Consider the following 12,561-nt stretch of genomic DNA (forward strand, 5'->3'; position numbering starts at 1 on the left):
TACATCATAAAAGTAAAGTATGTAAGTGCAATGTTAAAAAAACATTAAAACTTTGGAAACTTTTTTTGTTTCTTTAGTTTCCTGTTGTATCTTTGCGCCCGATTATGAGAGATAAAATTTTAGAAAAAGCTGCAGATATGTTCTTAAGTCTTGGATTTAAGAGTGTTACAATGGATGATATTGCGAGTGAAATGGGAGTTTCTAAAAAAACTATTTATGCACACTTTCAAAACAAAACCACTTTAGTTAAAGAGGTAACTAACTTTATGTTTGATTCTGTGTGTTGTGGATTAGATCTTATTCATGAGCAAGAAAAGAACCCTATTGTTGAGTTGTTTGAAATTAAGAAGTTTTTAATGAGTGTGTTAAAAGATGAAAAATCATCTCCACAATATCAACTTCAGAAATATTATCCGAAGATTTACGACGAAATTAAAACCAAACAATTTGAATTTATGCAAAATTCTATTAAAGAGAATTTGCAACGAGGTTTAGAACAACAATTATTTAGAAATACAATTGATGAAGAGTTTATTGCCAGAATATACTTTTATGGTATGGTGGCAATTAAAGATCATGAGTTATTTCCAGTAACAATGTTTACCAAAAATGAATTATTAGATAAGTATTTGGAGTATCATTTACGAGGAATTTGTACTCCAAAAGGGATAGAGGAAATAGAAAAACAACTAAAAGAGATTAAATAAATGAAAAACCTAATCACCTTACTCTTATTGTGTATAGGAGTAAGTTCAGTATTTGCGCAAGAAGCAACTTCAGTTCCAACAAAACTGTCGTTACAAGAAGCTATAGATTATGCGATAAAAAATAATTATGATAATAAAATTGCAGCTAAAAATATAGAAGCTGCCAAAGAAAAAAAATGGGAAACAACTACTACAGGTTTACCACAAATTAGTGGTACGGTAGATTATCAGCACTGGTTAAAACAACAAGTTCAATTAGCAGATATTAATGGAGATGGTGTAGATGATGAGCTTATTTTCGGAACAAAACAGTCTGTAAATGCCGGAGTAACGTTAACGCAGTTAATTTTTGATGGTACTTATTTAGTAGGGTTACAATCTGCTAAAACCTACTTGAAAATTTCTGAACAAGCGAAAGAAAAAACTGAGTTAGCAACCAGAGAAGCCATCATAAATGCCTATGGTAATGTTTTAGTTGCAGAGAAAAGCTTAGAGATTTTAGAAAACAATAAACAAGTATTAACTAAAAACCTTAATGAAACTCAAAAGATTTTTGAAAATGGGTTAACAGAGGAAGAAAACGTAGAACAGTTGCAAATTACCCTCGGTAATTTAGAAAGTAATATTAGAAATACAGAGCGTTTAAAAGATATTGCTTATCAAATGTTAAACATAGCTTTAGGTAATAAAATTAATAAAACCTTAGAGTTAACAGACTCTCTAGAAACATTAACATTACAATACTCAGACTTATCATTGCTAAGTAAAACATTTGATATTAATAATCATATTGATTATCAAATAGCTGAAAATGATAGAGAGGCTAACCGTTTGTTACTAAAGTTGGAAAAAAACAGACAATTACCAACACTATCAGCTTTTATAAATTATCAATATTCTAGTTTTTCTGATGAGTTTTCTTTTTTTGATTCTGATCAAAAATGGTTTGATTCTTCTTTGTTAGGAGTAAGTTTAAATATTCCAATTTTTGGAACTTTCAGGCTACGATCTAGAATTAAACAAGCCGCTATTGAATTAGAAAATTCAGATATCAGATTAGAAGAAACAAAACAAAAATTAAATCTTCAAGCGCAAAAAGCAAAAAGTGAATATCAGCTTAGTTTAGAAAACTATGAAACAGCTAAGAAAAATTTAAACTTAGCAGAACGTATTGAAAAAAAGCAGCAAGTAAAGTTTTTTGAAGGATTATCGTCAAGTTTTGACTTGCTTCAAGCACAAAATCAATTATATACACAGCAAAATACTTACGTGCAATCTATGTTAAACGTAATTGCTAAAAAAGCACAATTAGAAACCGCATTAAACATACCAGTAAAATAACCTAACCAATGAGAAAATATTTAATTTTAATAGCAAGTGCCGCTTTATTAGCTTCATGTGGAGGTAAAAAAGAACAATCAATAGATGCTGTATTAGCTTCAAATAACTTAGAAGAGTTACGTGCTAAAAAAGAATCTTTAGATAAACAACAGCAAGAATTACTTACGAACATTAAATTAGTAAGTAAAAAAATTGCCGAATTAGATACCAATAAAAAAGTACCATTAATTACTGTTATTAATGCAGAAAGCAAAGAGTTTAATCATTATTTAGAGTTACAAGGTAATGTTCAAACCAAAAAAAATGTATTGGTTTATCCAGAGGTTGCTGGTCAGTTAGTAAGTATTTATGTTAAAGAAGGTCAGAATGTAGTTAAAGGCCAGGCTTTAGCAAAAATAGATGATGTAGGTATGAGCAACCAATTAGCGCAACTAGAGGCTAATGCTGCTTTAGCAAAAACCACTTACGAACGTCAGAAGCGTTTATGGGATCAAAAAATAGGTTCAGAAATTCAGTTTTTACAAGCAAAAACAAATTTTGAAGCACAAAAAAATGCTGTAACCAATTTAAAAAAGAACATTGCCAAATTTACTATTAGAGCGCCTTTTACTGGAATTATAGACGATGTAATTAAAGAGCAAGGTACTGTAGTAGCTCCAGGTCCTGGTGCAGAAGTATTCAGAATTGTAAACTTAGCCGATATGTATATCGAAACAGATGTGCCAGAAAGTTATATTACTTCTGTAACTAAAGGAAAAAAGGTAGCTGTTGAATTTCCTATTTTAAATAAAACGATAGCATCTGAGGTTAGACAAGCTGGTAACTTTATCAATCCAGCTAACAGAACTTTTAAAGTAGAAGTAGGAGTACCTAATAAAGATCGTGCTATAAAACCAAATTTAACTGCAAAACTTAAAATTAATGATTATACAAGTAAAGCTGCTGTATTAATTCCACAAGGTATTATTTCTGAAAATGCAGAAGGCGAGCAATATGTATATGTAGTTGAAAGTGTTAAAGATAGTGTAGGTATTGCAAAACAAGTTGTAATTAAAACAGGAAAAACACAAGGAGATTTTATTGAGGTTTTAGAAGGTATAAAAGGCGGAGATAAAATTGTTGATGAAGGAGCTCGAAGTGTTAAAAATGGTCAAGAAGTTAAAATTTTAACGGTTGCTACTAAATAATACAACCCAACCTAAAATGTATAATAATGACAGAGCAACAAAAGAAAGTAGATAAAGAGTTTGGGTTATCAACCTGGGCAATTAACAATAAAACAACCATCTATGTAATGATGGTGATTATCTTATTTTCTGGAATTTCTGCTTTTTTAAGCATGCCAAGAGAAAACTTTCCAGAAATTAAAGATACTAAGATATATGTAAACTCTATTTATCCAGGTAATACTGCTGAAGATATAGAAAAGTTAATTACAGATCCGTTAGAAGAGAAGTTAAAAACAGTAAGTAATGTAACTAAATTAACCTCTACTTCACAAGAAAATGTATCGATGGTAATTTTAGAGTTTGATGATAATATTACTATTGAAGAAGCGAAGCAAAAGGTAAAAGACGAAGTAGATGAAAAGGTAGCCGGTGAAGATTGGCCAACCTTTAATGGAGCAAAGGTAGAACCTAATGTTTTTGAATTAAATATTTCTGAAGAAACTCCTATTTTAAATATTAACATTTCAGGAGATTATACTGTGCAACAATTAAAAGAATATGCAGAGTATTTACAAGATGAAATAGAAGATTTAAGCGAAATTAAAAAGGCTGACATTCGTGGTGCAGAGGAAAAAGAAGTAGAAGTTGCTGTAGATATTTACAAAATGATGGCTGCTCAGGTAAGTTTCCAAGATGTATTGCAAGCTATTGGAAACGGAAATATGACAGTTTCTGCAGGAAATATTATTACTAGTGGCCAACGAAGAACTATTCGTGTTTTAGGAGAGGTAGAAGACCCACAAGAGTTACAAGATTTTGTAGTGAAATCTGAAAGAGGAAACTCAATTTATTTAAAAGATATTGCTCAGGTATCATTTAAAGATAAAGATAAAACTACTTACGCGCGTGAGTTTGGAGAGCCTGTTGTTATGCTTGATGTAAAAAAGCGTACAGGTAAAAATATGGTAGAGGCAGCTGACAAAATTAGAGAGATTGTAAAGGTGGCTAAAGCCGATGTTTTACCATCAAATTTAAAGGTAACAATTGCTAATGATCAATCTTCTAAAACTATAGGTCAGGTTGATGATTTGGTAAACAATATCATTTTTGGTGTAATATTAGTGGTAACTGTATTAATGTTTTTCTTAGGGTTTAAGAATGCATTGTTTGTAGGTTTTGCTATCCCAATGTCTATGTTCATGTCTTTAATGATATTGAATGCCTTTGGTTATACAATGAATACCATGATTTTATTTGGTTTAATTATGGGGCTTGGTATGTTAGTGGATAACGGTATTGTGGTTGTAGAAAACGTTTATCGTTTAATGGAAGAAGAAGGAATGTCTCGTATAGAAGCTGCAAAAAAAGGTATTGGAGAAATTGCATTTCCTATTATTATATCTACCGCAACAACGGTTGCAGCATTTATTCCTTTAGGTATGTGGCCAGGTGTAATGGGACAATTTATGAAGTATTTCCCAATCACCTTATCAGTTGTATTAGGTTCATCTTTATTTGTAGCTATTTTCTTCAATTCAGTTATGGTGTCTCAATTCATGACATTAGAAGATAAAGACATGCCAAAAAATAAAATAATCATGTTAACCTCTATAATGGGTGGTTTAGGCTTGTTAATTATTTTAGTTGGTGGTTCATACAGAGCTTTGGGTACTATTATGTTATTTACGGCAGTAATGTTGTGGGTGTATAGGCTGTGGTTACGTCCGTTAGCGAATAAGTTTCAAAATTCTGTATTACCTCGATGGGAACGTTTTTATGAACGAATGCTTACAGCATCTTTAAAAGGTTGGAGACCAGGAATTATTACCATTATAACTTTTGTTCTATTAATTGTTGCTTTTATGATGTTTGGAGGCTCGGTAGCGAGTCAAAGAACTAAAGTGGAGTTTTTCCCAGACAACACACCTAACCAGGTTATTGTATACGTAGAGTATCCAGAAGGTACAGATATAGAAAAAACAAATCTTATTATGAAAGATTTGGAGCAACGCGTAATTAAAGTAATTAACGACGATGCTTATGTAGACGGTGATTATAATTATTTGGTTGAAAGTTCTATTGCTCAAGTAGGTGCAGGTTCTGGAAATCCTCAAACAGATGGTGGTTCAACTGCAGAAATGCCTCATAGAGGTAAAATAGTTGCTACCATGCGTGAGTATAAAGATAGACGAGGAGCTGATAGTGAAGAGTTAAAAACTAAAATTACAGAAGATTTAAAAGGGGTATATCCAGGTTTGTCTATTTCGGTAGAAAAAGATCCTGTAGGACCACCAGCCGGATATCCAATTAATATTGAGTTAGAAGGAAAAGACTATGTTCAGTTAATTAATACTGCTGAAAAAATGCGTGATTTTATCAATTCAAAATCTATTCCAGGTATTGAAGAGATTAAAATTGATGTTAATAAAGACAAGCCTTCTATGTTGGTTGATGTTGATAGAAAAAAGGCTGGTGAATTAGGAGTTAGTGCAGCACAAGTTGGTCAGCAATTACGTAACTCTATATTTGGAAGTAAAGCGGGTGTTTACAAAGAAGATGGTGAAGATTATGATATTTATGTTCGTTTTAACGAAGAGAATAGATATAACACAAGTGCTATTTTTAATCAAACCATTACGTTTAGAGATATGGCTACTGGGCAGATTAAAGCAATACCTGTTTCTGCTGTAGCAACTCAAAAAAATACGTCTGGATTTAGTGCAATAAAGCATAAAAATGCAAAAAGAGTGGTAACTGTTTATTCTGCTTTAGCACCAGGTTATACAGATGCAGGAGCAATTGTATCTAAAATTCAACAAGAAATGGTTGCTTTTACAGAGTTGCCTAGTGATATTAAAGTAGATTATACAGGTCAGATCGAAGAACAAAATAAACAAATGGCTTTCTTGATGGGAGCATTTTTCTCAGGTTTAGGTTTAATCTTTTTAATCCTAATATTCCAATTTAATTCGGTTTCTCGTCCAACAATTATTATGATAGCTATTTTCTTAAGTTTAATAGGGGTTTTTGGTGGTATCGTGGCATCTGGAGCTTCATTTGTTATAATGATGACAATGATGGGTATTATTTCATTAGCCGGTATTGTAGTTAATAATGGTGTTGTATTGTTAGATTATACACAATTATTAATTGATAGAAATAAAGCAGAAAATAATATTGCTGATGATGATTTTGTAAATCTTGATACATTAAATGCTGCAATTATAAAAGGAGGAAAAGCACGTTTACGTCCGGTATTATTAACAGCTATTACCACAATTTTAGGTTTAATTCCTTTAGCTACTGGTTTAAATATCAATTTTATGACCCTTGTAAGCGAATTTGATGCTCATTTTTATATGGGTGGAGATAACGTAATTTTCTGGGGTCCATTAGCCAAAACAGTAATCTACGGATTAATTGTGGCAACATTCTTAACCTTAATAGTAGTGCCTATTTTATTTTACTTGGTAACAAGATTTAAAATGTGGCTTCGATCTATATTTTAATAATTATTATGTTAACTGTAAGAAAGGCCGAAAGCATTAGCTTTTGGTCTTTTTTTATTTTCTTGAATTTGTACTTTAGCAACATGAAAAAAACAGTGATATCTGTAGAAGCAGTAAAAAGAAAACTAGAACAATATTGTATATATCAAGATAGATGTCATAAAGAAATTGAAAAGATACTGAGCGAATATAACTTAATTAAAGAGGCTAAAGATGCTATTTTGCTTCATTTATTAGAACATAATTTTTTAAATGAAGAACGATTTGCTTGTAGTTTTGCCAGGGGAAAGTTTAGAATTAAAAAATGGGGTAAAGTAAGAATAACTCGCGAATTAAAAATGAGAGATATTTCATCTTATATCATTAAAAAAGCCCTTCAAGAAATAGATGAGAAAGATTATAAAATTACTGCCTATCAGATAGCTAATAAAAAGTTTGAAAGCATAAAAGAAGAAGATAAATATAAAAAGAAGAAAAAGTTAATAGATTTTTTAAACTATAGGGGTTATGAAAGCTCGTTCATATTTCAAATTGTAAATGACATTACAGGATAACAAAAAACCTCTAGTTCACTAGAGGTTTTTTGTTGGAAATGAATAAAGAATCATTCCTTTGTTTTGCTTTAATAACTTTATTTATATCATCATTTGGAACAGTTACAGATAACACATAATGTTTAATTTTCCATTGATTATTTATTTTTTTAAGAACTCCAGAGCCTCTGCAAATGCCCATCCAAGTATTTAAAAGTTCATCAAACCAAACTATTTTTCCACTTTCATCAATGTAAATGTTTCTATTTATTGCTGTGAAATCCCATGCTTTTCCTTTGTCAAAATATGGTTTACTAAAAGCCTTAAATTGTTTTTTAGTCCAAACCTCACCAGCATCAGTACCTACAAAAACAGATATACTATCCATGGTATTAAAATAATTATCAAAATTAGCGTTGGTAGCAGCTTTGTGCCAATTATCTAAAGCTGATGAAACCTTATTATTAATTTCTTTTTGGTTAATAGTTAGCGTTTCTTTTTTCTTAGTACAACCTATGGTTATGAATAAAAGAAAAATTAGGTAAAGAGAATAATTATTTTTCATTGGGTTTAAGTAAAGATTTTTTTTGAAGAAGTTTTCCCTTTTTAGAGTTTAAATCAATAGGGTTTGCCCTTTGTTCGGCTTCATCATAGATTTTCATTTTTTTATTTTTAGGTTTTGGAAGTGTTTTTTCACTAGTGTCTAAAACAAAAAAACTATCAAGATTAACCTCTTTATCAAATTCTTTCTTTTGATAAATTGTATTTATTTTGTCGTTTAAACTACTAAAAACTAGTAAGTATTTATCTATTTGAGTGTTGACTTCTTTAGCGGTAATAGCCGGAATCAACGTCATATCAGCTAATCTAAGTGCTTCATTTTCTAAAACGTTCACTCTAGCTTTAAAGGATGCAGTTTTAAAATCTTTTATTTTAATACTATCCTTAAGTTTTTTAGTTAAATCTTTTAGCTCTATTGCAAAGTTTAAAGCTTCATTAGGTGTTATTTTTTTAAATCTATCTAAATATAAAACAACGTCATTATATTCTTTCCAGTTTTCTATTTTCTTTTGAGCGTCATCTGTTAAACCACTTGGAGTTTTATGACTAACTTTAATACTCATGGTTGGTTTTTTCTCTGTTTTATCAATTGTTTGAATACTTTTTTTACAGGCTCCAAGAATAAAAACAAGACCAATAATAAAAAAAATAGGTTTTAACATAAAAGGTGTTTTAATAGTGTAAAATTACATTTTTTACTCGGTTTAATAGTTAATATTATATGAAAGCTTCAAAATCAAGAGTTTGCTAATTAATTTTACGATAAGTTAAAAAAAGAGATATTAATATTACGAATATGTAAATTTAATATCTTTGCATTATTAAAATTATGAACTTTTAAAAATGAGTGAGACCATTTTAATTATAGGAGCATGCGGTCAAATAGGTACCGAACTAACACAAAAATTAAGAACTATTTACGGAAATAATTCGGTAATTGCTTCTGATATTCGTGAAGGAAATGAAGAGTTAATGGAGTCTGGACCTTTTGAAATTGTAGATGCTACTGATAGGGAAGCTATTTTAAAAGTTGTAAACAAATACAAAGTAACACAGGTATATTTAATGGCAGCCATGTTGTCTGCAACAGCTGAAAAGCATCCTCAGAAAGCATGGGATTTAAATATGTCGTCTTTATTACTTGTACTAGATTTAGCTAAAGATAAAATTATAAATCAGGTTTATTGGCCAAGTTCAATTGCTGCATTTGGACCAACTTCACCTAAACAAAATACTCCTCAACAAACAATAATGGAGCCAACAACTGTTTACGGAATTAGTAAAATTTCTGGTGAACATTGGTGTAACTATTATCATCAAAAATATGGTGTAGATGTTAGAAGTATTCGTTACCCAGGTATTATTAGTTGGAAAACTAAACCCGGAGGAGGAACTACTGATTATGCTGTAGATATTTATTTTAAAGCTATTGAAGAAGGAAAATATGAGTGTTTTTTAAGTGAAGATACTTGTTTGCCAATGATGTATATGGATGATGCTGTAAATGCAACAATTCAAATTATGCAGGCGGATAGTAAAGATATTAAAACTAGAACGGCTTATAATTTAGCGGCTATGAGTTTTACACCTAATCAAATTGCCTCAGAAATTAAAAAACATATCCCTGAGTTTGAAATATCTTATGAGCCAGATTTTAGGCAAGCTATTGCTAACAGTTGGCCTCAGGTTATAGATGATTCAGAGGCGAGAAAAGATTGGGGCTGGAACCATGATTATGATTTAGCAAGTATGACCAATGAAATGCTGCAAAACATCAAACACAAAAACAACGAATTATTAGGTTTACTGTAAGAAATACAATAGATTTTCGACTTAGTTTGAAAATCTATTTTTTTTACATGAAAGACATAATTAACGAAAGTTTATCAAAGGCCATATCATATCCAGAATACAGAGGTTTAGTTAGTAATTTATTACTAGAGAAAAAGTCTACAGGACCAAATCAGTCTGATGATTTGTACAATTATAGTTTGTTGAATGATAGAAGAATGAAGCGTTTAGATAAAACATCTAAACTAACAAATGCTACTATAGATAAAGTTACAAAACTATCTACACCACAAACTTGGTTAGTTTTAACAGAGGGTTGGTGTGGTGACGCGGCTCAAAATTTACCAGTACTCCATAAAATAGCAGAAGCATCAGATAAAATAGATCTAAAATTAGTGTTGCGCGATGAAAATTTACCACTAATGGATGCTTTTTTAACCAATGGAGGAAGGTCTATTCCGAAATTAGTTGCTTTAGGTGAAAATAAAGAGGTTCTTTTTACTTGGGGACCAAGACCATCAACAGCTACAAAAATGATTGCAGATTATAAAGAAGAGCATGGTAAAGTTGATGCACATATAAAACAAGAACTACAAGTTTGGTATAACAAAAATAAAGGAGAAAATATTCAAGAAGATATTGTTTCGTTATTGTAAAATAACACCGTTATTAATGCAAGTAAAACCCATTTGATGTTGTCAAATGGGTTTTCTTTTTATATTTGCGGCAATGTATGTAGCGCACAATAGTTTATCTGAAAATGCTAAAGTTTGGGTATATCCATCTAGCAGAAAATTCTATCCACAAGAAATTGATGGTTTGAAAGAAAAATTACATCAATTTATATCTGAATGGAAAGTAAATAAAAATGCTTTTAAAGCTTCTTTTGAGATAAAGTATAACCGATTTGTAATATTTTATGCCGAAGATAATGTTACATTATCTAATGCAGATATTGATGCACAAGTAGGCTGTATTTTAGCTTTACAACAAGATTATGAAATTGAATTATTGGATAAAATGAATGTTTGTTTTAAACAAGGTGAGTTTATTCAATATAAAACAGTAAAAGACTTTAAAAAGCTATTGAAAAGTAAGTCTGTAAATGATAAAACTATAGTGTTTGATAACCTAATACAAACTAAATACGAATTAGAAAACTTCTGGGAAGTTCCGATTACAGAAAGTTGGTACAATAGATTTTTGTAAGTTATTAAGAAATAGTTTCAACAAATTCATCAATACTTTGTGCTTTATCTACAGAAAAATCACCAATTTTGGTCCTTCTCAATACAGATAAATGTGCGCCAGAATTTAATGCTTTACCATAATCATGAGCTAAAGACCTGATGTAAGTTCCTTTGCTACAAACTACTCTAAACTCAAGGTTTGGAAAATCTATTTTAGTAACTTCAAAAGCTTCAATAGTAATTTCTCTTGATTTTATTTCAGTAGTTTTACCTTGTCTAGCAAGCTCATATAACCTTTTTCCATCTTTTTTAATAGCTGAAAAAATAGGTGGTTTTTGTTGAGTTTTACCAATAAATTGCTGAGTGGTTTGATGAATTAAATCATCAGTAATATGATCTGTAGGGAATGTTTCATTAATAGTTGTTTCTAGATCGTAACTTGGCGTGGTTGCACCTATTACAAAAGTTCCTGTGTATTCTTTTATTTGACCTTGGTATTGTTCAATACTTTTAGTTTGCTTTCCAGTGCAAATAATTAGTAAACCAGTAGCTAACGGATCTAAGGTTCCAGCATGTCCAACTTTAATTTTTTTTAAGTCAAAACGTTTTCTAATATGCCAACGAAGCTTGTTTACCACTTGAAACGATGTCCACTCTAAAGGTTTGTCAATTAATAAAACCTTTCCTTCTTTAAAATCTTCTACAGTGTTCATAAATTAATTAAGTAGTGTAAAAACAATGGCAATTGTACCAACAACAGCACAGTAAATAGAAAAATAAGATAATTTACTTTTTTTAACAAGTGCAATCATCCAATTACAAGCCAATAAACCAGACACAAATGCGGCTATAAAACCAGCGGAAATTGGAATGATTTCTGATGATTGAAAATTAAGATCACCACCTAAGATATCTTTGGCAATTTTACCAAAAATTAAAGGAACAACCATTAAAAATGAAAATCGTGCAGATTTTGTTCTGTCTATTCCTAATAAAACTGAAGTTGATATTGTAGCTCCAGATCTTGAGATTCCTGGGAGCATAGCAATAGCTTGAGAAACACCTATAATTACTGCATTAGTAAATGAAACTTCTTTATTTGTATTTTTAGCTTTATCAGCTAGTAATAAAAGTAACGCTGTAAGAATTAACATACAACCAACTAGAAATATTTTACCTCCAAAAAAAGATTCTAATTGTTCTTCAAATAAAAGCCCGACCACAACAGCTGGAATCATAGAAAGAATAATTTTTACGGAGAATTTAGATTGTTCATTCCATGAGAATTGAAATAATCCTTTAAAAATCTCAGCAACTTCTTTTCTAAAGATTACTAATGTACTTAAAGCGGTTGCAAAATGAAGTACAACGGTAAAAGTTAAACTTTCTTCAGGAACAGATGTGTCGCCCAAAATAGCTTTAGCTAATTCTAAATGTCCACTTGATGAAACAGGTAAAAATTCCGTAAGACCTTGAATAATACCAAGAATAATTGCTTCTAGTATATCCATATTTATTAATTTGGTTTGGTTAAAATAGCATACACCTCAATAGCAAAACCTATCAATACTAAAGTAGGGGCTAGCCTAATACGTTGCCAGTTATAAATAGCTGGATTAAATACATTAGGGTTGTCACTACCACCACCCGACATTAAAATAAAACCAAGTGTAATAACAGCAATTCCAATTAACATAAATAGGTAATTCCTTTTACCAAATAAAAATGTTGGTTTTGTATTGTTTTTATCTTGTTTCATT

13 protein-coding genes are annotated in these 12,561 nt (G+C 30.6%); 8 read left to right on the top strand and 5 right to left on the bottom strand.

The window, feature by feature from the left end; genetic code table 11:
• The first annotated feature begins 104 nt into the window (after positions 1-104).
• The 5 genes from ACFQ1U_RS04565 to ACFQ1U_RS04585 all read left to right on the top strand — a co-directional run bounded on the left by ACFQ1U_RS04565 (position 105) and on the right by ACFQ1U_RS04585 (position 7,280).
• Positions 105-707 (top strand): TetR/AcrR family transcriptional regulator, encoded by a 603-nt coding sequence (locus tag ACFQ1U_RS04565; RefSeq protein WP_386105790.1) that lies wholly within the window; start codon positions 105-107, stop codon positions 705-707.
• Positions 708-2,048: a TolC family protein gene (locus tag ACFQ1U_RS04570; RefSeq protein WP_386105792.1), complete on the top strand. Its 1,341-nt coding sequence runs from the start codon at positions 708-710 to the stop codon at positions 2,046-2,048. It abuts the gene before it with no gap.
• Positions 2,049-2,056: 8 nt separating this feature from the next.
• A complete protein-coding gene (locus tag ACFQ1U_RS04575; protein ID WP_386105794.1) occupies positions 2,057-3,235 on the top strand; it encodes an efflux RND transporter periplasmic adaptor subunit in 1,179 nt (392 codons plus the stop codon).
• A 26-nt stretch (positions 3,236-3,261) separates the two neighbouring features.
• Positions 3,262-6,726, top strand: a complete 3,465-nt coding sequence (locus ACFQ1U_RS04580; protein ID WP_386105796.1) for an efflux RND transporter permease subunit — start codon at positions 3,262-3,264, stop codon at positions 6,724-6,726.
• An 83-nt stretch (positions 6,727-6,809) separates the two neighbouring features.
• Positions 6,810-7,280, top strand: a complete 471-nt coding sequence (locus ACFQ1U_RS04585; protein WP_386105798.1) for a regulatory protein RecX — start codon at positions 6,810-6,812, stop codon at positions 7,278-7,280.
• A gap of 10 nt (positions 7,281-7,290) precedes the next feature.
• On the opposite strand, the gene ACFQ1U_RS04590 is transcribed toward ACFQ1U_RS04585, so the two are convergent.
• On the bottom strand, positions 7,291-7,824 hold the full coding sequence (locus ACFQ1U_RS04590; RefSeq protein WP_386105800.1) for a nuclear transport factor 2 family protein: 534 nt from the start codon (positions 7,822-7,824) through the stop codon (positions 7,291-7,293).
• Positions 7,814-8,482, bottom strand: a complete 669-nt coding sequence (locus tag ACFQ1U_RS04595) for a hypothetical protein (RefSeq protein ID WP_386105802.1) — start codon at positions 8,480-8,482, stop codon at positions 7,814-7,816. The genes ACFQ1U_RS04590 and ACFQ1U_RS04595 overlap by 11 nt, the downstream gene beginning before the upstream one ends.
• A gap of 181 nt (positions 8,483-8,663) precedes the next feature.
• Between ACFQ1U_RS04595 and ACFQ1U_RS04600 the strand changes: the two genes are divergently transcribed.
• The 3 genes from ACFQ1U_RS04600 (at position 8,664) to ACFQ1U_RS04610 (ending at position 10,820) form a co-directional block, all read left to right on the top strand.
• A complete protein-coding gene (locus ACFQ1U_RS04600) occupies positions 8,664-9,632 on the top strand; it encodes an NAD-dependent epimerase/dehydratase family protein (protein WP_386105804.1) in 969 nt (322 codons plus the stop codon).
• A 47-nt stretch (positions 9,633-9,679) separates the two neighbouring features.
• On the top strand, positions 9,680-10,267 hold the full coding sequence (locus tag ACFQ1U_RS04605; protein ID WP_386105806.1) for a thioredoxin family protein: 588 nt from the start codon (positions 9,680-9,682) through the stop codon (positions 10,265-10,267).
• 73 nt (positions 10,268-10,340) lie between these two features.
• Entirely contained in the window at positions 10,341-10,820 is a 480-nt protein-coding gene (locus ACFQ1U_RS04610; RefSeq protein ID WP_386105808.1) for an ABC transporter ATPase, read from the top strand.
• Between the two features lie 4 nt (positions 10,821-10,824).
• On the opposite strand, the gene truB is transcribed toward ACFQ1U_RS04610, so the two are convergent.
• The 3 genes from truB to ACFQ1U_RS04625 are packed head-to-tail and all read right to left on the bottom strand — an operon-like array spanning position 10,825 to position 12,560.
• Positions 10,825-11,514 (bottom strand): tRNA pseudouridine(55) synthase TruB, encoded by a 690-nt coding sequence (gene truB, locus ACFQ1U_RS04615; RefSeq protein ID WP_386105810.1) that lies wholly within the window; start codon positions 11,512-11,514, stop codon positions 10,825-10,827.
• Between the two features lie 3 nt (positions 11,515-11,517).
• Complete coding sequence (locus ACFQ1U_RS04620; protein ID WP_386105812.1) at positions 11,518-12,312, bottom strand: undecaprenyl-diphosphate phosphatase; 795 nt, start codon at positions 12,310-12,312, stop codon at positions 11,518-11,520.
• A 5-nt stretch (positions 12,313-12,317) separates the two neighbouring features.
• A complete protein-coding gene (locus tag ACFQ1U_RS04625) occupies positions 12,318-12,560 on the bottom strand; it encodes a DUF3098 domain-containing protein (RefSeq protein WP_386105814.1) in 243 nt (80 codons plus the stop codon).
• Position 12,561 lies beyond the last annotated feature (1 nt).

Source organism: Tenacibaculum geojense, assembly GCF_042676005.1.
Classification (GTDB): Bacteria; Bacteroidota; Bacteroidia; order Flavobacteriales; family Flavobacteriaceae; genus Polaribacter; species Polaribacter geojense.

Bases quoted from the DNA above. Each gene is read 5' to 3' on its own strand.
- ACFQ1U_RS04565 (WP_386105790.1), top strand. From the start codon at position 105: ATGAGAGATAAAATTTTAGAAAAAGCTGCAGATATGTTCTTAAGTCTT.
- ACFQ1U_RS04600 (WP_386105804.1), top strand. From the start codon at position 8,664: ATGAGTGAGACCATTTTAATTATAGGAGCATGCGGTCAAATAGGTACC.
- ACFQ1U_RS04605 (WP_386105806.1), top strand. From the start codon at position 9,680: ATGAAAGACATAATTAACGAAAGTTTATCAAAGGCCATATCATATCCA.
- ACFQ1U_RS04620 (WP_386105812.1), bottom strand. From the start codon at position 12,312: ATGGATATACTAGAAGCAATTATTCTTGGTATTATTCAAGGTCTTACG.
- ACFQ1U_RS04570 (WP_386105792.1), top strand. From the start codon at position 708: ATGAAAAACCTAATCACCTTACTCTTATTGTGTATAGGAGTAAGTTCA.
- ACFQ1U_RS04580 (WP_386105796.1), top strand. From the start codon at position 3,262: ATGACAGAGCAACAAAAGAAAGTAGATAAAGAGTTTGGGTTATCAACC.
- ACFQ1U_RS04575 (WP_386105794.1), top strand. From the start codon at position 2,057: ATGAGAAAATATTTAATTTTAATAGCAAGTGCCGCTTTATTAGCTTCA.
- ACFQ1U_RS04590 (WP_386105800.1), bottom strand. From the start codon at position 7,824: ATGAAAAATAATTATTCTCTTTACCTAATTTTTCTTTTATTCATAACC.
- ACFQ1U_RS04595 (WP_386105802.1), bottom strand. From the start codon at position 8,482: ATGTTAAAACCTATTTTTTTTATTATTGGTCTTGTTTTTATTCTTGGA.
- ACFQ1U_RS04585 (WP_386105798.1), top strand. From the start codon at position 6,810: ATGAAAAAAACAGTGATATCTGTAGAAGCAGTAAAAAGAAAACTAGAA.
- ACFQ1U_RS04610 (WP_386105808.1), top strand. From the start codon at position 10,341: ATGTATGTAGCGCACAATAGTTTATCTGAAAATGCTAAAGTTTGGGTA.
- truB (WP_386105810.1), bottom strand. From the start codon at position 11,514: ATGAACACTGTAGAAGATTTTAAAGAAGGAAAGGTTTTATTAATTGAC.
- ACFQ1U_RS04625 (WP_386105814.1), bottom strand. From the start codon at position 12,560: ATGAAACAAGATAAAAACAATACAAAACCAACATTTTTATTTGGTAAA.